At 65.5% G+C, this 18288-nt stretch carries 18 protein-coding genes; 12 read left to right on the top strand and 6 right to left on the bottom strand.

Annotation, left to right across the window (positions count from 1 at the left end):
• Positions 1–109 precede the first annotated feature (109 nt).
• From STE01S_RS06390 to STE01S_RS06380, 3 genes are read right to left on the bottom strand one after another with little or no spacing between them, the layout of a single operon-like run.
• Complete coding sequence (locus tag STE01S_RS06390) at positions 110–1561, bottom strand: MFS transporter (protein WP_062766087.1); 1452 nt, start codon at positions 1559–1561, stop codon at positions 110–112.
• A complete protein-coding gene (locus STE01S_RS06385; RefSeq protein WP_062766084.1) occupies positions 1558–2997 on the bottom strand; it encodes an MFS transporter in 1440 nt (479 codons plus the stop codon). The genes STE01S_RS06390 and STE01S_RS06385 overlap by 4 nt, the downstream gene beginning before the upstream one ends.
• Positions 2994–3851 (bottom strand): SDR family NAD(P)-dependent oxidoreductase, encoded by an 858-nt coding sequence (locus STE01S_RS06380; protein ID WP_062766081.1) that lies wholly within the window; start codon positions 3849–3851, stop codon positions 2994–2996. The genes STE01S_RS06385 and STE01S_RS06380 overlap by 4 nt, the downstream gene beginning before the upstream one ends.
• Positions 3852–4023: 172 nt before the next feature.
• On the opposite strand from STE01S_RS06380, the gene STE01S_RS06375 reads away from it, so the two are divergent.
• The 4 genes from STE01S_RS06375 to STE01S_RS06360 all read left to right on the top strand — a co-directional run bounded on the left by STE01S_RS06375 (position 4024) and on the right by STE01S_RS06360 (position 7933).
• Positions 4024–5205: an acyl-CoA dehydrogenase family protein gene (locus STE01S_RS06375; protein ID WP_062766078.1), complete on the top strand. Its 1182-nt coding sequence runs from the start codon at positions 4024–4026 to the stop codon at positions 5203–5205.
• Between the two features lie 3 nt (positions 5206–5208).
• Positions 5209–6327: an acyl-CoA dehydrogenase family protein gene (locus tag STE01S_RS06370; RefSeq protein ID WP_062766076.1), complete on the top strand. Its 1119-nt coding sequence runs from the start codon at positions 5209–5211 to the stop codon at positions 6325–6327.
• Positions 6328–6473: 146 nt separating this feature from the next.
• Positions 6474–7277, top strand: a complete 804-nt coding sequence (locus STE01S_RS06365; protein ID WP_003041324.1) for an SDR family oxidoreductase — start codon at positions 6474–6476, stop codon at positions 7275–7277.
• 140 nt (positions 7278–7417) lie between these two features.
• A complete protein-coding gene (locus STE01S_RS06360; RefSeq protein ID WP_062766073.1) occupies positions 7418–7933 on the top strand; it encodes a hypothetical protein in 516 nt (171 codons plus the stop codon).
• A gap of 124 nt (positions 7934–8057) precedes the next feature.
• Here STE01S_RS06360 and ppc read toward each other — a convergent pair whose 3' ends face one another.
• Entirely contained in the window at positions 8058–10727 is a 2670-nt protein-coding gene (gene ppc, locus STE01S_RS06355) for a phosphoenolpyruvate carboxylase (protein WP_062766070.1), read from the bottom strand.
• Positions 10728–10836: 109 nt separating this feature from the next.
• On the opposite strand from ppc, the gene STE01S_RS06350 reads away from it, so the two are divergent.
• On the top strand, positions 10837–11391 hold the full coding sequence (locus STE01S_RS06350) for a hypothetical protein (RefSeq protein WP_062766067.1): 555 nt from the start codon (positions 10837–10839) through the stop codon (positions 11389–11391).
• Between the two features lie 2 nt (positions 11392–11393).
• Here the strand turns inward: STE01S_RS06350 and STE01S_RS06345 are convergent, their stop codons facing one another.
• Both STE01S_RS06345 and STE01S_RS06340 read right to left on the bottom strand, forming a co-directional pair.
• Positions 11394–11816, bottom strand: a complete 423-nt coding sequence (locus STE01S_RS06345) for a YbaY family lipoprotein (protein WP_082813240.1) — start codon at positions 11814–11816, stop codon at positions 11394–11396.
• Positions 11817–11880: 64 nt separating this feature from the next.
• On the bottom strand, positions 11881–12447 hold the full coding sequence (locus STE01S_RS06340; protein WP_003041310.1) for an HNH endonuclease: 567 nt from the start codon (positions 12445–12447) through the stop codon (positions 11881–11883).
• A 170-nt stretch (positions 12448–12617) separates the two neighbouring features.
• Here STE01S_RS06340 and gluQRS point away from each other — a divergent pair, with 170 nt between their 5' ends.
• From gluQRS to STE01S_RS06305, 7 genes are all read left to right on the top strand, one after another.
• Complete coding sequence (gene gluQRS, locus STE01S_RS06335) at positions 12618–13478, top strand: tRNA glutamyl-Q(34) synthetase GluQRS (RefSeq protein WP_062766064.1); 861 nt, start codon at positions 12618–12620, stop codon at positions 13476–13478.
• A gap of 9 nt (positions 13479–13487) precedes the next feature.
• Positions 13488–13712, top strand: a complete 225-nt coding sequence (locus STE01S_RS06330; protein ID WP_003041307.1) for an HIG1 domain-containing protein — start codon at positions 13488–13490, stop codon at positions 13710–13712.
• Positions 13713–13743: 31 nt separating this feature from the next.
• Positions 13744–14325 carry a cob(I)yrinic acid a,c-diamide adenosyltransferase gene (locus STE01S_RS06325; protein ID WP_058812199.1) on the top strand — a complete coding sequence of 194 codons (582 nt, stop codon included), beginning with the start codon at positions 13744–13746 and terminating at the stop codon, positions 14323–14325.
• Positions 14326–14431: 106 nt separating this feature from the next.
• The gene (egtB, locus tag STE01S_RS06320; protein WP_062766061.1) at positions 14432–15754 is read left to right on the top strand and encodes an ergothioneine biosynthesis protein EgtB; all 1323 of its coding nucleotides are present in this window, start codon (positions 14432–14434) and stop codon (positions 15752–15754) included.
• 2 nt (positions 15755–15756) lie between these two features.
• On the top strand, positions 15757–16743 hold the full coding sequence (egtD, locus tag STE01S_RS06315; protein WP_062766058.1) for an L-histidine N(alpha)-methyltransferase: 987 nt from the start codon (positions 15757–15759) through the stop codon (positions 16741–16743).
• Positions 16744–16825: 82 nt separating this feature from the next.
• Positions 16826–17692: a 3-hydroxyacyl-CoA dehydrogenase NAD-binding domain-containing protein gene (locus STE01S_RS06310; RefSeq protein ID WP_062766055.1), complete on the top strand. Its 867-nt coding sequence runs from the start codon at positions 16826–16828 to the stop codon at positions 17690–17692.
• 80 nt (positions 17693–17772) lie between these two features.
• Positions 17773–18264, top strand: a complete 492-nt coding sequence (locus tag STE01S_RS06305) for a hypothetical protein (protein WP_062766052.1) — start codon at positions 17773–17775, stop codon at positions 18262–18264.
• Positions 18265–18288 lie beyond the last annotated feature (24 nt).

Here is an 18288-nt window from a genome sequence, read left to right as displayed (position 1 = left end):
GCATCCTTTCCCTTTACGTTCACGTAAGCCTTTGGACCGATTCGCCCCCCTTTGCCAAGACCCGCGGCGCAGAAAATTGCCCCGGCATCGCTGCCCGCGCAATCTTCCGTCACGGCCGCGGCCCTTGGCTATCGGCCGCTGCGCCGCCCGTCGAGGCGAGGGCGGCGAGCCGTGCCTCGTGGCTGGCCCGGTCGATCGGATACCGCCGCAGGCCAATGGTCGCCATGACCGAAATCAAAATCATCAATCCGGCGAAAATCCACGCCATTGCCGCGGCCGTGCTGGCTGGCCAGTCCTCGGGCCGCACTTGATCACTCAACCCTGCAAAGGCGACAAGCTGGCCGACGAGAAAGATGCCGAGCGCCTGCCCGAATTTCTGGACCATCAGATAGCCGGCGAAGAAGACACCCTCGATCCGCGTGCCATGATCGACCTCATGCGCTTCGACGATCTCCGCAACCATCGACGAGGTGGAAATGGTTGCCACCACCAACCCGAACAGCGACAGGGTCTGCAACGACAGCAGAAGCATCATGGAAGACCATCCGCCGAGATCGGGCCACCAGCCCAGATTGCGCGCGGCATAGGGCAGGAAGGCGATCGCGCCACTCGCGAGCGCGGCACCGATCGCGCTGTCGCGCTTGCCAAAGCGGCGGTGCGCATGGCCGACCGCCGCGAAAGCGCCGAAGACCGCGATGGCGAGCCCGACAGGATAGAAACGCAGCTGTGCGTCGCTGAGTTGCCAGACATAGAGCATCATATAATTGGTCGACGCGATCGTCGTCGCATAGGCGCCCGTGACGAACAGCGCGCCGGACGCCAGCGCAAGAAACGCCGGGTTGCGAAAGGCAAGCAGGATGTCGGCGAGCATCGAATGGCCGTGCGGCCTGCGCGGCGGAGGCGGCAGCGACAGGATGCGGCGTTGCTGACCGAATGCCGACGCCAGCGTCGTCAGCAAGATCATGGCGGCGCCGAACAGACCGTAGGCGGTATAGCCGGATGTCTCGAGCAAGCCGCTGCGCGCGGGATCGTCGGAGACCAGAAAGACATTATAGGCAAGCGCGACGGCAAGCAGGCCGCCCAGCCAGCCGAACAGAAAGCGATAGCGCATCAAGGCGGTGCGCTCGTCATAATCGCGGGTCAGTTCGGCGACGAGCGAGATCGAGGGAATTTCGCACGCCGACACCAATATGCGCACGGCCACGACATTGAGGAACAGGCCCAACGTCGAATGTTTTGCGATATCGGGCGACACCCACAGCAGCGTCCACACGATCGCCATCGGCAGAGCGGCGCCGTAAAGCCAGGGCAGCCTCCGTCCAAGCCGGGTTCGCGTCGCATCCGACAGCCGGCCGATCATCGGATCGACGATCGCATCGACAAGCATCGCGCCGATCAACACGAGCGACACGACGCGCGGATCGAAACCGAGCACCTGGTTGTAATAGATCATGAAGAAGGTGGTGAGCCCCGACTCCTTGATTCCGAGTGTTACGGCACCCACGCCATGCGCCACCTTGACGCGCGTCGGCAGCGCGCCGGGGAGAATATTGGCGCTCATTGCAGCGCGATCGTTTCGGATGCGGACAGCGCGGCGACGCGGGCTTCATGGTCGGCGCGGTTGATCGGGAAGCGCGCGAAGATCCACGTCGACAGGATCGTCGCGACGATCACGATCAGGCTGTAACTGACGACCAGCCGGTCGACCACTTGCGGTGCAACCTCGCCGGGAACGGCTTTCGCCGGCAGGCCCGACAGGCTTATCAGCAGGCCGGTGAGGCCGATCCCTACGGCGGTGGCGCATTTCTGGACGAACATCCAGCCGGCGGCGAACACGCCTTCGGTGCGGCGTCCGGTTTCGACCTGCGACGCTTCGACGACGTCGGCGAGCATCGACTGTGCGGAGATCATCACCATCACCGCGTTGACGTTGGAAACGAGGATGAAGCCCATCAGCAGATTGCTCGAAAAGGCGGAGCCGGTTCCCGGCCAATGGCCCGAAAGGAACAGGCCGAACGGCGCCACCCAGAACATCGTGCTGATGATCCCGCAGACCACCGCGACGCGTTTCTTGCCGAACCGGTGGTGGAGTGGCTGCACAAACACGAAGGACAGCAGGACGCTGACCATCAGCAGCCACGGCAATGCCGCGAACGCGCCATCGGAAAAGCGCCAGACATAAAGATAGAGGAAGTTCGAGATGGTGAAGGTCATCTGCGTGCTCGAAATCGCGATCAGCGAGGCGCCGAGCAGGATCAGCGCCGCCGGGTGGCGCAGCGATTCCCAAATCTCGGCAAAGGCGCGCCGGGGCGTTCCGGGTTCGGGCTTCGTCGCGGGCAGATGCGCTATGCGCCGATGCTGGCCGAGCGCGGAGATGAAAACCGTCACCGCCATGATGATCGCCCCGCACAGGCCGTAGAGCCAGTAGCCCGCAGGATTGAGCTGCCCGAACTTGTGCGTCGCGTCGGGGCGCAGGAAGACCGTGTTGGCGAGGAAGAAGACGAGCAGCCCGCCGCCCCAGGCGAAGAGGAAGCGGAATCGGACCAGCGCGGTGCGCTCGTCATAATCGCTTGTCAGTTCGGCGACGAGCGATTGCGACGGCACTTCGCAGCACGATACCAGCGTGCGCACGAGCACCGCGACGACGACGAGATAGGCAAAGATATGCGTATGATCGTCGGGCGGCGACCACAGCAGCATCCATGCGAGCCCGAGCGGCAGCGGCGCGAGATAGAGCCACGGATGGCGGCGGCCCCAGCGCGTATAGGTGCGGTCCGAAAAATAGCCGATCAGCGGATCGACGAAGGCATCGGCGAGCAGCGCGAACATCAGCGCCAGCGAAACAAGGCTCGCATCGAGCCCGACCACCTGGCTGTAGAAGATCAGCAGGAAGGTCGAAAAGCCGTTGTCCTTGACCCCATAGGCAACACTGCCGAGGCCGTGGAATAATTTGAGCCCGAGCGGCAGGCGCGCCTGCGCCGGGGTCTCGGCGGTCACGCGGCGGCTCCGGCCTTGGCCGCATCCTCCATGGCTATCAGGGCGTCGAACAGGCCCGGCGCTTCGGGATCCCAGGCGTGGCGCTGGCCGATCGTCAGGCCGCCATCGACCAGCATATGCGTGCCGGTCATGAAGCTCGCCTCCTCGCTCGCCAGATAGGCGACGGCGTTCGCGATATCGTCGGGCTGACCGCCGCGCGCGACCGGCTGCGCATGCGCGCTCATTTCGGCAATCACCGCCTTGGCCGCATCCTTGCTTTCGTCGGGCACCTCGAGCGAGGTGGTGAAGATATTGGTGTTGATGAAGCCGGGGCAGATCGCGTTCACGCGGATGCCATATTGGGCAAGATCGGTCGCCGCGACCTTGGTCAGATGCAGCACGCCCGCCTTGGCGACGGCATAGGCGGTCGGCGAATAGCCGGCGCCGAGCGCCGCGACGCTCGCAGTGTTGACGATCGCGGCGCCTTTGCGGCCCTTCATATGGGGCGCGGCATAGCGGATGCCCATCGCGACCGATTTGAGGACGAGGTTCATCGTCCAGTCCCATCCGTCGGGCGTGATTTCGTCGATCGGGGCGCGGTCGCCGCCTGCGGCAGCATTGTTGAACACGATGTCGATGCCGCCGCCGCGCTTCGCGGCCTCGTCCATCAGCGCTTCGATATCCGACGCGACGGTGACGTCGCACCGTATGAATTCGATCCGGCCGTTCGACGCCGCGGCAAGCGCCTGACCGCCCGCCTCGTCGATGTCGGCGGCGAAAACATGGGCGCCTTCGCCCGCGAGTTTCAGAACGGCCGCCTTGCCGATACCCGATGCTGCGCCGGTGACGACGGCGACCTTGCCTGCGAATCGCATTTCCTGCTCTCCCGTTTTCTTTTGCCACTTAGCTTAGGCGCATGGGAGGGCGCGTCAACGGCCCGCAATCGGACGCTACGGCGCCGTAACGGCAGCGCGGCGCAGCCAAGTTGACGCTTGCGTAAACCGGGCGACTCCCCTTAGTTTGCGCGCCAGAAGAGGAGCCCGAAAGATGAGCGATCAGGACGCTTTTCGCGCCGAAGTGCGCGCCTGGCTGGAAGCCAATTGTCCCCCCGAAATGCGCGAACCCGTCCGCGACGAGGGCGATGTGTGCTGGGGCGGCCGCAAATGGGTTTTCAAGAATGACGCCCAGAAACAATGGCTCGAAGCCTGCGCCGCAAAGGGCTACACCGTTCCCGATTGGCCGAAGGAATATGGCGGCGCCGGGCTGACTCCCGAACAGACCAAGATCCTGAAACAGGAAATGAAGCGCATCAACGCGCGCTCGCCGCTCGACAGCTTCGGCATCTGGATGCTTGGCCCCGCGCTGCTCAAATTCGGGACCGAAGAGCAGAAGGTCCATTATCTGAACCAGATCGCGCGCGGTGAAATCCGCTGGTGCCAGGGCTATTCGGAACCCGGCTCGGGCAGCGACCTCGTCTCCCTGCAGACCTTGGGCGAGGACAACGGCGATCACTGGGTCGTCAACGGATCGAAGATCTGGACCAGCTATGCCGACAAGGCCGACTGGATCTTCTGCCTCGTCCGCACCGACAAGGCGAACAAATATCAGGGCATCACCTTCATGCTCTTCGACATGGAGAGCAAGGGCGTCACGACCAAGCCGATCCTGCTGATTTCGGGCAATTCGCCCTTCTGCGAAACCTTCTTCGACGATGTCGAAGTGCCCAAGACGCAGTTCGTCGGCGAGATTAACCGCGGCTGGGACGTCGCCAAATATCTCCTCGGCCACGAACGCGAGATGATCTCGGGCGGCGGTGCCGGCGGCGATATGGTCAGCATCGGCGGCACCTTTGCCAAGGCGATCGGCAAGAACGACCATGGCGAACTCGACGATCCGATCCTGCGCGCCGAAATGGCGGCGTTCGACGTCGATGTCTTTGCCTATCGCGCGATGGGCGAACGCTTCATGGACATGTGGAAGACCGGCCGCGCGCACCCCGCCTCGTCGAACATGATGAAATATGTCGGGACCGAGCTCAACAAGCGCCGCCACGAACTCGTCATGTCGGGCGGTGGCAGCGAAGCGCTCGAATGGGACAGCCCCGAAACGAAGGGCGGCGCCCGCCCGCGCGCGTGGCTGCGCACCAAGGCCAATTCGATCGAAGGCGGCACGAGCGAAGTGATGCTCAACGTCATCGCCAAGCGTATCCTCGATTTGCCCGGAGCCTGACCCATGCCCTTGTATCACAATGACGATCAGGCGATGCTCAAGGACAGCGTCGCGCCCTTCGTGGCCGAACAGGCCCCCGTCTCGCACCTCCGCAAGCTGCGCGACGAGGCCGACGCCACCGGCTTCTCGCGCGACCTGTGGGCGCAGTTCACCGAAATGGGCCTGCCCGGCATGCTGGTGCCGGAGGCGCATGGCGGGCTCGGCATGGGGCATATGGAAGCGGGCATCGTGCTCGAGGAAATCGGCCGCAACCTGACCCCGTCGCCCTTCCTCGCGACCAGCGTCGGCGCGGTCGCCGCGCTGGCGAAGGCGGGCGGCACGCAGGCGGGCCGCTGGCTCCCCGCCATCGCCGGCGGCGAGGCGATCGTCGCACTCGCGATCGACGAGGGTGCCAAGCACCGCCCCGACCGCATCGCCACCACCGCGACACGCGCCGGAAACGGCTTTCGATTGGACGGCAAGAAAAGCTTCGTCCTCCACGGCCATGTCGCCGACATGAGCATCGTCGCGGCGAAAACCGACGGCGGTATCACCCTGTTCGCGGTGCCGAAGGATGCAAAGGGGCTGACCGCTGATCCGCGCCGCCTCGTCGACTCCTCGCTTGCAAGCCATGTCACCCTCGACGGCGTCGAGGTCGATGCCGACGCAGTGATCGGCGAAGTCGATGCCGGCGGCGACATCCTCGACGTGCTGCTGGCCGCCACCCGCACCGGCGCTGCCGCAGAAATGGTGGGCGTCGGCCAGGGCGCGATGGACATGACCGTCAATTACCTCAAGGAACGCAAGCAGTTCGGCAAGCTGATCGGCGAGTTTCAGGCGCTCCAGCACCGCGCCGCGCATCTCTATGGCGAGATGGAAGTCGCGCGCGCCACGGTGATGAAGGCGCAGCAGCTCCTCGACGAGGGCAGCGAAGGCGCGAAGCTGATGGTCTCGGTCGCCAAGGCCAAGGCCGGCCGCGCCGCCAACCTCGCGGTGCGCGAAGGCGTTCAGATGCACGGCGGCATCGGCATGACCGACGAATATGACATCGGCCTCTACATGAAACGCGACCGCGCGCTCGCCGAATTCATGGGCGATGTGCATTACCATATCGACCAGGTCGCCCGGATGAACGGATACTGAGACGACCCAAACCCCCTCCCGCGCGCGGGAGGGGCAGCGAGACTTGCGAGCCTGCTCGCTAGTCGCAGCGGGGTGGGTAACCGCACCGTCGCTGGCCCACCCCTAGCCCCTCCCGCTTGCGGGAGGGGGATAATCGGAGAAAAACCATGAACCTCAATGATATGTTCGGCCTCAACGGCCGCATCGCGCTCGTCACCGGCGGTTCGCGCGGCATCGGCAAGATGATCGTCGAAGGCTATCTCGCCGCCGGCTGCGCGCGCGTTTATATCTCGGCGCGCAAGACCGCGCAGATCGAGGAAGCCGTCGCCGATTTCGAAACGCGCTATCCGGGCAAGGTCATCGGCCTGCCCGTCGATCTTTCGACCGTCGAAGGCTGCCGCGCGCTCGCCAAGGAACTCGAAGCACGCGAGGAAAAGCTCGACATCCTCGTCAACAATGCGGGCGCCGCCTGGGGCGAACCCTTCGAGAATTTCCCCGAAGCCGGCTGGGACAAGGTGATGGACATCAACGTCAAATCGCCCTTCTTCCTGACCCAGGCGCTGCACAATCTGCTGAAGGCGGCGGGCACGCCCGCACAGCCGGCAAAGGTCATCAACATCGGGTCGATCGACGGCATGCGCCTCAACCCGTGGGAAACCTACAGCTATCACGCGTCGAAGGCGGCGATCCTCTATCTGACCAAGCGGATGGCGGCGCGGCTGGTGCAGGACAATATCCTCGTCACCGCAATCGCACCCGGCGCCTTCCAGTCGGACATGAACAAGGCGGCGCGCGACCATGGCGACGCGGTTGCCAAGAGTATCCCGACCAAGCGCATCGGCGTGCCCGAGGATATGGCCGGCGCAGCGATCTTTCTCGCATCGAAGGCGGGCGATTATGTCGTCGGCGAAACGATCGCGGTCGACGGCGGTCTCGTCCATGGCGACCTCAAGACCAGCATCGACGCTTAGGTCGCTTCTTGCCGGCCACCCCGGACTTGATCCGGTTTGTATCCCTGTCGAACCGTAACCGCGTCATGGCGAGCCGACGGGAAATTGACTCGCCGCGCGCGCAGGTGTATTATTCAAATAATGCACCAAGGAGACAGTCCATGCGTTTCGCCTTCCTGATTCCCCCGATGCTGTTGCTCGGCGCCTGCGGGCACGCCGAAGACAAGAGCGATAAGGCCGAAGTCACGGTGAATGCCGATGGCGACGGCGGCAATGTCCGGATCACCGCCGGCAAGGATGGCGGCAAGGTCAGCATCGACGGCGATCACGGTTCGATGAGCTTCAAACTCCCCGATTTCGCCAATATCGACGTCGATAGCGATTTCGACATCGACGGGGTGAAGCTCTATCCGGGCAGCAAGATCGCAAGCATCGATGTCAATGCGAGCGACAAGGGCGGCGCCGACAAGGCGACGGTGCGCCTCGGCTTCACCTCGCCCGCCGCGCCCGCCAAGGCGGCCGACTGGATGGCCGGCGAATTTGCGAAGAAGAATATCCAGGTCCAGCGCGCCGGCGACACGCTGCGCGGGACCGACAAGGACGGCGCCGATTTCACGATCAGCTTCGAACCCGCGGGCGAGACGAGCAAGGGCGAGGTGCGGATCGTCAAGAGCTGAGCGGAATCCTGTTTCAATCGCGGCTTTCCTTTAATCGTCACCCCGGCGAAGGCCGGGGTCTCGACGGCGCGAAATGACGCGAAGTTGAGATCCCGGCCTTCGCCGGGATGACGAATCTGCTAGCCTACCCGCTGTTGCGCAGCGCGGTCGCGATCGCGTTGATGGTCAACTGGATGCCCTCGGCGATGCGGGGGTCGGTTTCGCCCGCGCGGTGGCGCTTCATCAATTCGATCTGCAGCAGGTTGAGCGGCTCGATATAGGGGAGGCGCAGGCGGATCGATGCCTCGAGCGCCGGATTATTCTCGAGCAGCCGCGACTGGCCGGTGATCGTCAAAAGCCCGTCGTGGGCGCGGTGCCAGCCGTCGCGGATGCGCGAAAAGATCGCCGCATGCCCGCCCACATGCCCGGCCAGTTCGGCATAGCGCGCGGCGATGCCGATGTCCGATTTCGCCAGCACCATTTCCATATTGCCCAGCAGCGCGCCAAAGAAGGGCCAGCTTTGCGCCATATCGGCGAGCAGCGCCTGGTCCGCGAACGCCGCAAAGGCTTCACCGGTGCCGTACCAGCCGGGCAGCATGGTGCGCGCCTGCGCCCAGCTGAACACCCAGGGAATCGCGCGCAGATCCTCGATCGCGGTCGATTTGGTGCGGCTCGACGGCCGCGATCCGATCTTCAGCGTCGCGATCTCGGCGATCGGCGTCATTGCACGGAAGAAGTCCTTGAAGGCGGGCGTGTCGTAAACGAGCCCGCGATAGGCGGCAAAGGCGTCGTTCGACAGCGCGGTCATTGCGCCCGCAAAGCGCCCGGCGTCGTCCGCGCTCATCGCCTCGGGCTCGAGGCTGGCGAGCAGGCTTGCCGATACCATCGCCTCCAGATTGGTCGCGGCGCTGTCGGCAGTGCCATATTTGGCCGCGATCACTTCGCCCTGTTCGGTGATGCGAATGCGGCCCTGCACCGTCCCCGCGGGCTGCGCGCGAATCGCGGCAAAGGCACTGCCGCCGCCGCGCCCGACCGCACCGCCGCGACCGTGGAAAAGCTGCATCGCGGTATCGGCGGCCTCGAACACCGGGGTCAACGCTTCCGATGCCTGATAGAGCCCCCAGGTCGAGGTCAGATAGCCGCCATCCTTGTTCGAATCCGAATAGCCGATCATCACTTCCTGATGCCCGCGCGCGACGACATGCGGTGCAATCTCGGGCAGCGCGAAATAGGCGGCCATGATCCCCGGCGCATCATCGAGGTCGGCGATGGTTTCGAACAGCGGCACGACCATCAGATTGTCCTGCGCCTCGGCCGACCACAGTCCGGCTTCGCGGGCGAGGACATGGACCTCGAGCAGGTCGGACAGGCTTTCGGCCTTGCTGATGATCCACTGGACGATCGCCTCGGCGCCCAGCTTGGCGCGGATCGCGGCGGCGGCGTGGACGATCGCGAGTTCGCCGGCGGTCTCCTCGCTCCACTGATGCCACGGCGCGGCAAGCGGGCGGTTGGTCGCCAGTTCGCGGCGCAGCAGGTCGACGCGCGCCTCTTCGCCCAGGCCGAGATAATCGCCTTCGACCCCCGCGACCGCGAGCAACTCGGCGAGCACGCGTTCGTGCACCGCGCTGTTCTGCCGCATGTCGAGCGTCGCAAGGTGGAAACCGAAGACCTCGACCGCGCGGATCAACCGGCCGAGCGCGCCGATGCCGCCGAGCTGGCCCTCGCCGCTCGCCGACAGGCCGGCAGCGATCGTGACGAGGTCGCGGCGGAATTCGGCGGGGGCGGCATAGGCGTCGCCGGCCAGCGCCGACGGCCGCGGCGGCGCGCGCCCGACGATGCCGGCATAGGTTGCGCACAGCCGGGCATAAATGCCCGACAGGGCGCGGCGATAGGGCTCGTCGCTGCGGCTCGGCGCGGTATCGCCGCTCGCCGCGGCCAGCGCCTCGACCGCTTCGGGGACCGTCGCGAGCGACGACGACACCGACAGTTCGGCGCCCAGTGCATGCACCGCGTCGATATAATGGCCGAGCACCGCGGCGGCGTTGCGGCTCGTCGCCATATGCAGCGTCTCGGCGGTGACGAAGGGATTGCCGTCACGGTCGCCGCCGATCCAGCTCCCGACGCGCAGGAAACTTGCCGGGCGCGCGCCCAGCTCCTGTTCCCAGCGCGCATAAAGCTTGGGGATCACGGGCACGAACACGTCGCGCAAATAGGTCAGCGCATTGTCGATCTCGTCGGCGACGAACAATTTTTCGGTGCGCAGCGGCCGCGTCTGCCACAGCAGCACGATCTGGCGGCGGATTGCCTCCTCGACGACATCGCCCTCTGCGGTTTCCTCGACGCCGGCATCGCGCAGCCGCATCAGCTCGGCGATGCGGTTCTTGTGGTCGAGCATCGACTTGCGGCGCACCTCGGTCGGGTGCGCGGTGAGCACCGGCGCGACCAGCGCGGCGTCGAGCAGCGCCGCGACCGCATCGCCATCGATGCCGTCCTGCTTCAGCCGCGCCAGCGCTGCCGCCACCGTCGCCTCGGGCTCGGCGGCGACGCCCTGCCGGTCTTCGGCCAGATTGGCGAGCATCGAAAACAGCATGAAACCGCGCACGAAGGCGATGGTATCGTCGAGGCTCAGCGCCTCCAGCCCCGGATCGATCGTCTCGGCGCCCGCGATGCCGCGATGCCGGTCGACGCTCGACGACCGGATATATTCGGTCTGCCGGAACAGCTTTTCGCCGCCATAGGCGCGAATGACGTCGCCGAGGATCCGCCCGAGATAGCGAATGTCGGGATTCTGCGAGATCTGGATTGGAGGGCCCATGGACTCAGCTTGCTGCACCGCAACAGGCGCCGGGTCAAGCGACGCATAGCTATGCCTTTATTGCGTGTCTGTTAAAGCTATTGAAATGGGTTGGGCTGAGGGAAATCATATGAAGCAACAAAGCGCCATGATCGCCGTCTGGACGGCACTGCTCCTGTCCGTGGGCGTTGCTTTGTCGCTGGCCATGGGATCGGAGGTATCGGTCGACGAGTATATTCTATCACCGCCCTCCAAGCCTTTGGCTGGAGCCACGCCGGTCAGGCCGTGGCCGCAAGCCTCCGAAGTCCGCCTGTTCGTTGAAGATCTATCTTATGACGATCAGGAAAAGATGGGGAATTGGACGTCGCGACCCGAAGGCATTCGCCTGACAAAGGCGCAACGGGATACCCTCGACGGATCGGTATTTCTTTACCGTCTGACAAAGAAGGAATGGGCTGAGCGGGTCCATGCGGCTTGCTTTATTCCGCATCACTTCTTTCGCTATTATGACGGATCGGGGCGTCAGCTCGGCGAGATTCAAGTCTGCTACTGCTGCCAAGGTATCGACATGACCCCCGCGCTTCGCCGGACCGATTCCCATGACGAATGGCAGTTCGACTTTCCGAGAGTCGAAAAGATGCTGCATGAAATGGGCGTGCGCACAGACCTCAACTGTGACGGCTGAAGTCAGCGCGTCTTCACCATCACCAGCGTGCCCAGGTCGATCCGCGGCGCACCGTCGAAGGTCACGCTGTTGCGCGTGTCGGTGATGAACATCAGCTTGCCCGACGCATCGGTGATCCGCGCCGCCACGGCATAGCTGTGGCGCGGGTCGAGCCGGCGCTGGTCGACGGTCAGTGAAAAGGCGAAGGGCACCTGCCGGCCGTCGGCGGTGAAGCTCTGGCGTGCGATCACCGACGCGGGCGCATCCATCAGGCTGACGTCGGCCAGCGTCACCTCGACCTGCGCCGTCGGCGGCAGCGCCATGCGCTCGCGATAGGTGATCGCGCCGGTCACCGACACGGGCCGCTCGGCCGGCGCGAAGCTTGCGCAGGCGGCGAGCGGGAGGGCGGCGAGGCCGATGGCGAGCGAAGCGACGGCGCGGTTCATGACGATACTCCTGTTGACCAAATATTTGGCGACCGTCTGGCACCCTCCGGCTGAACCGGGCCTGTCAGCCCTCCAGTTCGACATCCCAGTAAAGCCAGTCGATCCAGCTTTCGTGCAGATAGCCCGGCGGAAAAGCGCGGCCATTGTCCTGAAGCTGCCAGCTCGTCGGGCGCCACGGCTTCTGGTGCAGCGGCATATGCGCCTGCGCCGGCGTTCGCCCGCCCTTGCGCAGATTGCACGGCGCACAGGCGGTGGTGACATTTTCCCAGCTCGTCCGCCCGCCCAGCCGCCGCGGCACGACATGGTCGAAGGTCAGATCCTTGCCCGACCCGCAATATTGGCAGGCGAAGCGATCGCGCAGGAACAGGTTGAAGCGCGTGAAGGCGGGATATTGCGACGGTTTCACATATTGCCGCAGCGCGATGACGCTGGGGATCGGCATCGTCCGCGTCGGCGAATGGATTTCGCGCTCGTAATTCTCGACGATCGTGACGCGGTCGAGGAATACCGCCTTGACCGCGGTCTGCCACGGCCACAGGCTCAGCGGGTAATAACTCAGCGGCGTATAATCTGCATTGAGGACGAGAGCCGGACAATTATCGGGATGCCGGGCAAGATCGGGATGGAACATGGCTTGGTAACGCTGCCCCCTATGCTGCTCGGGATGGCGCGCCACTGCCTTCCTCGCGTGACACCATCATTACATGACGCATCAGAATCTGGCGTCAAGGGGGGATGTGTCGCAATATATGGAATGGATGGATTGAGAGCTCCACAGCATATGGATTCGGCCGCCACGCCATGCTGACCCGCTTCGCCCCCAGCCCGACCGGCGAACTGCACCTTGGCCACGCGTTCAGTGCGATCCTGGCGCATGATGCCGCGCGCGCCGCGGGCGGCGCGTTCCACCTCCGCATCGACGACATCGACGGCAGCCGCTCGCGCGAGGCGTTTGTCGGCGCTGCGCTCGCCGATCTCGAGTGGCTGGGCCTGACTTTCGACGGCGCGCCGGTTCGCCAGTCGCAGCATCTGGGCGATTATGCCGCCGCGCTTGCCGGTCTTCGTGCCCGCGGGCTCGTCTACCCCTGCTTCTGCACCCGCGCCGATATTGCCGCCAGCCTCGCGGCGCCGCACGGCGCACCGGCGGACGGCGCGCCGCTCTATCCCGGCACCTGCCGCCACCTCGGCGCGGCCGAGCGCGAACGGCGATTGGCGCAGGAGGCGCATTGCTGGCGGCTCGACATGGCAAGCGCGGTCGCGATTGCGGGGCCGCTCGTCTGGGAGGAGGAGGGGCGGGGGCCGCGCGCCGCCGATCCCGCCGCGCATGGCGACGTCGTCCTCGCGCGCAAGGATGCCCCCGCCAGCTATCATCTCGCGAGCACGATCGACGATGCCGCGATGGGGGTGACGTTGGTGGTTCGCGGCGCCGATCTGATCGCCTCGACCGACGTCCACCGGCTGCTTCAGGCGCTGCTTGGTTTTGCGACGCCGGTCTACCGCCACCATGCGCTTGTCTGCGGCGCCGACGGCAAGCGGCTCGCCAAGCGCGACGGCGCGGCGGCGCTTGCCGCGCTGCGCGCTACGGGCGCGGACGGGCGCGCGCTGGCCGACGATTTGCGCGCCGGGCGGCTTCCGGCTGGATATTCGCTGCAAATGCCCTAAATAGAAGACATGCAGGTGCTTCTCATCCTTGCGGTCGTTGCGTCGGCCGGCCTCGTCCTCTTCGCGCTCGCGCGCGGGCTCTTCTATTTCGCGCAGGGTCACCGCGCCGCGATGGAGGGCAATGAGCATGAAAATCAGCTCATGCAGAACCGGATGATGATGGCGCGCGTGAAGTGGCAGGCGGTGACGATCATCCTGATCGTGCTGATCGGCCTTCTCGCCGCGGGCAGCTGATCGCGGCGCGTCCGCCCGCAGCCCCTCGCTTATGGTCAAGCTCAACAAAATCTATACGCGCACCGGCGATGACGGCACGACGGGCCTCGTCGACGGGTCGCGCATCGCCAAGTCCGACGCGCTGATGGAAGCGATCGGCGACGTCGACGAGGCGAACAGCGCCCTCGGTATCGCGGTCGCGGCGCTGCCCGCGGGCGGCGAGGCAGCGGCGATGTTCGCGCGCATCCAGAACGAATTGTTCGACCTTGGCGCCGATCTCGCGACGCCTGCCGATCCGCAGCATGGCTTCGGCCCGCACGAAATGGCGCTGCGCATCGTCGCGAGCCAGATCGCGCGGCTGGAGGCAGAGATCGACGCGATGAACGACAGGCTCGCGCCGCTGTCCAGCTTCATCCTGCCCGGCGGCACCGAAGCCGCGGCGCGCCTCCACCTCGCGCGCGCGATCGCGCGCCGCGCCGAACGTGCGGCGGTCGCGGCGTCGGCGACGCGGCCGCTCAACCCGCTGGCGCTGGCCTATCTTAACCGCCTGTCCGACCATCTGTTCGTCGCGACGCGCCACCTCAACGCCGCGGCGGGCGGTGACATCCTGTGGAAACCCGGCGCGACGCGCTAGGACCGATCGCCATATTGTTCTTCTTTTGTTCTAGACAATTCTCCGTCCTGTAACCATATTGGGGCAGGCGACGAAACCGAATCGCTCTTCGGGGGATTGTCAAACCATGGCCAGCCGAACCGATGCTTCGCCCGCGACCGCTCCTTTGGCGGACGACCTGACCCGGCGCTTCACTGCGACGCGGCAGCTCTCGCTCGACCTTGTCGCGCGCCTGTCCGACGCCGACGCCAGCGTGCAGTCGATGCCCGACGCATCGCCCGCTAAATGGCATCTCGCCCATACGAGCTGGTTTTTCGAAACCTTCGTCCTGCGCGATCATTGCCCCGGCTATTCGCTGTTCGATGACCGCTTCGCCTATCTGTTCAACAGCTATTATGAGGCAGAGGGGCCGCGCCACGCGCGCCCGCGCCGCGGCCTGCTGACGCGGCCGTCGCTCGATGCGGTGCGCGATTGGCGCGGGCATGTCGATGCGGCCATCGTGAAGGCGCTGCCGACGCTGTCGCCGGCCGCACGCGCGCTCGTCGAGCTTGGCATCCATCATGAACAGCAGCATCAGGAATTGCTGCTCACCGACATCAAGCATCTGTTCGCGCAGAACCCGCTCGGCCCCGCCGTCTGGGACGCTTCCGACAGTGCAATCGCGAATGAAGTTGCGCAGTTTTCCGCCGATTCTTCGCCACCGTCCGCCGCGGCGGGGCCGCTGCGCTGGATCGCGGGAACGGAAGGGATCGTTGCCGTGGGGCATGAGGGCGAGGGTTTCGCATTCGACTGTGAACTTCCGCGCTTTTCGGCGCTTCTTGCGCCGCATGCGCTCGCCAATCGACCGGTAACGAACGGCGAATGGCGCGACTTCATCGCCGACGGCGGCTATTGCACCCCGTCGCTGTGGCTCAGCGACGGCTGGGCATGGGTCCAGGCAGAAGGCATCGACGCCCCCGCCTATTGGGAGGGCGATCGCCAGTTCACCCTTGCCGGATGGCAGGCGATCGATCCCGCCGCTCCCGTGACGCACATCAGCTTTTTCGAAGCCGACGCCTTCGCCAGCTGGGCCGGGGCGCGGCTGCCGACCGAATTTGAATGGGAAGCGGCGGCGGCGGGATATGATCCGCGCGCGGGGCAGCAGCTCGATGCCGCCGGCCCGGTGCATCCGGCGGCGGCGGACGGCGCCGCATCGGACGGCGCTGCGCTTGCGGGGATGTTCGGCGGCGTCTGGGAATGGACCGGCAGCGCCTATCGCCCCTATCCCGGTTTTCGCGCCGCGCCGGGCGCGGTCGGCGAGTATAACGGCAAGTTCATGAGCGGCCAGTTCGTGCTGCGCGGTGGCAGCTGTGCGACCCCGCGCGGCCATGTTCGCGCCTCCTACCGCAATTTCTTCTACCCCCACCAGCGCTGGCAGTTCACTGGCCTGCGCCTTGCCAAGGATTTGTGATCATGGGCGTTGTTCGCCAATTGCGGCAGGTCGATGCCGATGACAGCGGCGTCGATATCGCCTTTCGCGCCGACGTTCATGCGGGATTGTCGCAGGCGCAAAAGGCGATTCCGGCGCGCTGGTTCTATGACGCGACCGGATCGGCGTTGTTCGAGGATATTACCGGGCTGCCCGAATATTATCCGACGCGCAGCGAGGTGGCGCTGCTCACGCGCCATGCGCGCGAACTGGCGGCGGCGATCGGGCCGGGCCGCGCGGTGGTCGAGCTGGGATCGGGCAGCTCGACGAAGACGCCGCTGCTGCTCGATGCCATTGCCCCCGGCGCCTATGTGCCGGTGGATATTTCGGGCGATTTTCTGCGCGACAGCGCGGCCGCCCTCTCGGCACGCTTTCCCGACCTTCCGGTCTATCCGGTCGAGGCCGACTTCACCCAGCCGGTGGCGCTCCCGCGCGAGATTTGCGGCCTTGCCAAACTCGGCTTCTTTCCGGGCTCGACGATTGGCAATATGGTGGCGCGCAGCGCGGTCGATCTGCTCCGCCATTGGCGCAGCGCGCTCGGCGACGGCGCGCTGATGCTGATCGGGGTCGACCGGATCAAGGATATCGGCACCCTCGAACGCGCCTATGACGATTCGGCTGGCGTCACCGCGGCGTTCAACCTCAATCTGCTCGAACGGATCAACCGCGAACTGGACGGCACGATTCCCGTTGCCAATTTCGACCATCGCGCCTGCTGGAACGATGTTCATGCGCGCATCGAAATGCATCTGGTCGCGGCGTGCGACCTCGACTTCACGGTCGATGGCCGCTCCTATACCATGGCGAAGGGCGAAACGATCCACAGCGAGAACAGCCATAAATATGGCCCCCGCGACGCCAGCCTGCTCCTCCGCGCCGGCGGCTGGACGCCGATCGCGGTGTGGGACGATGTCGATCCCGCCTTCGCGCTGATCCTCGCCGAAGCGACCGAGGTGCGCGCCGCGCCCTGACGCGCCAGCCCGACTCTCGGCCTTGACGACGCTTGCCCAGTCCCTAGGGGCAGAGCTGCGATTTCCAGCGAAAGGGCATATCATGATCGTCGGCGTTATCGGGGCAGGGCAAATGGGCGCGGGGATCGCGCAGGTATCGGCAGGCGCCGGTCACGAGGTGCTTCTGTCGGACATCGACATCGCCCGCGCCGAAGCCGGCAAGGCGGGGATCGCCAAGGCGCTCGGGCGCTTGGTCGCCAAGGACAAGATGACGCAGGGCGATGCCGACGCGCTGCTTGGCCGGATCACCCCCGTCGCCGACCACGCCGCCTTCGCCCCGGCTGCGCTGGTGATCGAGGCCGCGACCGAGCGCGAGGAGATCAAGCGCGCGATCTTCGCCAGCGTCGGCGCGCATCTTTCGGACAGCGCCATCCTCGCCTCGAACACCAGCTCGATTCCGATCACCCGACTGGCGCAGGCGGCCCCCGATCCGGCGCGCTTCATCGGCGTCCATTTCTTCAATCCGGTGCCGGTCATGGGCCTGATCGAACTGATCCGCGGCCTTGCGACCAGCGACACGACGCTTGCCAGCGTCGAAGCCTTCGGCCGCGGACTCGGCAAGGAAATCGTCCATGCCAACGACGCGCCGGGCTTCATCGTCAACCGCGTGCTGATGCCCCTGATCAACGAAGCGGTGTTCGCGCTCGGCGAAGGGGTGGCGACGATGCAGGACATCGACACCGGATGCCGGCTCGGCCTCAATCACCCGATGGGGCCGATCACCCTCGCCGATTTCATCGGGCTCGATACCTGCCTTGAAATTATCCGCGTGCTGCACAGCGGCACCGGCGATCCCAAATTCCGTCCGGCGCCGCTGCTCGTCCAATATGTCGAGGCGGGCTGGGTCGGCAAAAAGGCCGGACGCGGCTTCTACGACTGGACCGGCGAGGCGCCCGTTCCCACGCGCTGATCCGGCGGGAGCCGAATCGGTCCTCGTTCGTTATCCCGCTGGCGCCGGTGCAGGCGCCTGCGGGCAACAGGAGGACAGGGATGATACGGAAAACATGGCTGCCGCTGGCGATTATCGCCGCGCTATCGGTCAATCCTACGGTGCAGGCGCAGGAAGGCGCGCCCGAGGATTCGACGCTGAAATCGACCGCGAACAGCGTGACCGAGCCCTTCGACGGCAAGGAAGTGCCCGACAAGCTGAAGGCGATCCAGGACGACCCCTATTCGCTGGCGGGCTTGCGCAAATGTTCGGCGATCATCCGGGAGGTCAGCGAACTGAACGACGTGCTCGGCCCCGACGTCAACGAACCCGCCGACAAGAGTGCGGCGAAAAAGCGCGAGGAAACCGTCGGCCGTGTCGCGGGCACCGTCGCCGGGTCCATCATTCCCTTTCGTAGCCTGATCGGCGAGGTCACGGGTGCCAACGCGGAACGTCGGCGCTATGCAGAGGCGGTCTATGCCGGCTCGGTGCGTCGCGGCTTCCTGAAGGGCGTCGGGTTGCAGCGCGGTTGCAAGGCGCCGGCGCGGCCCTGACACAAAGCCGAAGCAGTCAGGTGG

Origin of the sequence: Sphingopyxis terrae subsp. terrae NBRC 15098 (assembly GCF_001598815.1) — a bacterium.
GTDB lineage: Bacteria > Pseudomonadota > Alphaproteobacteria > Sphingomonadales > Sphingomonadaceae > Sphingopyxis > Sphingopyxis terrae.
The sequence above is the reverse complement of the archived record's forward strand: the minus strand, read 5'-3'. Positions and strand labels throughout refer to the sequence as shown.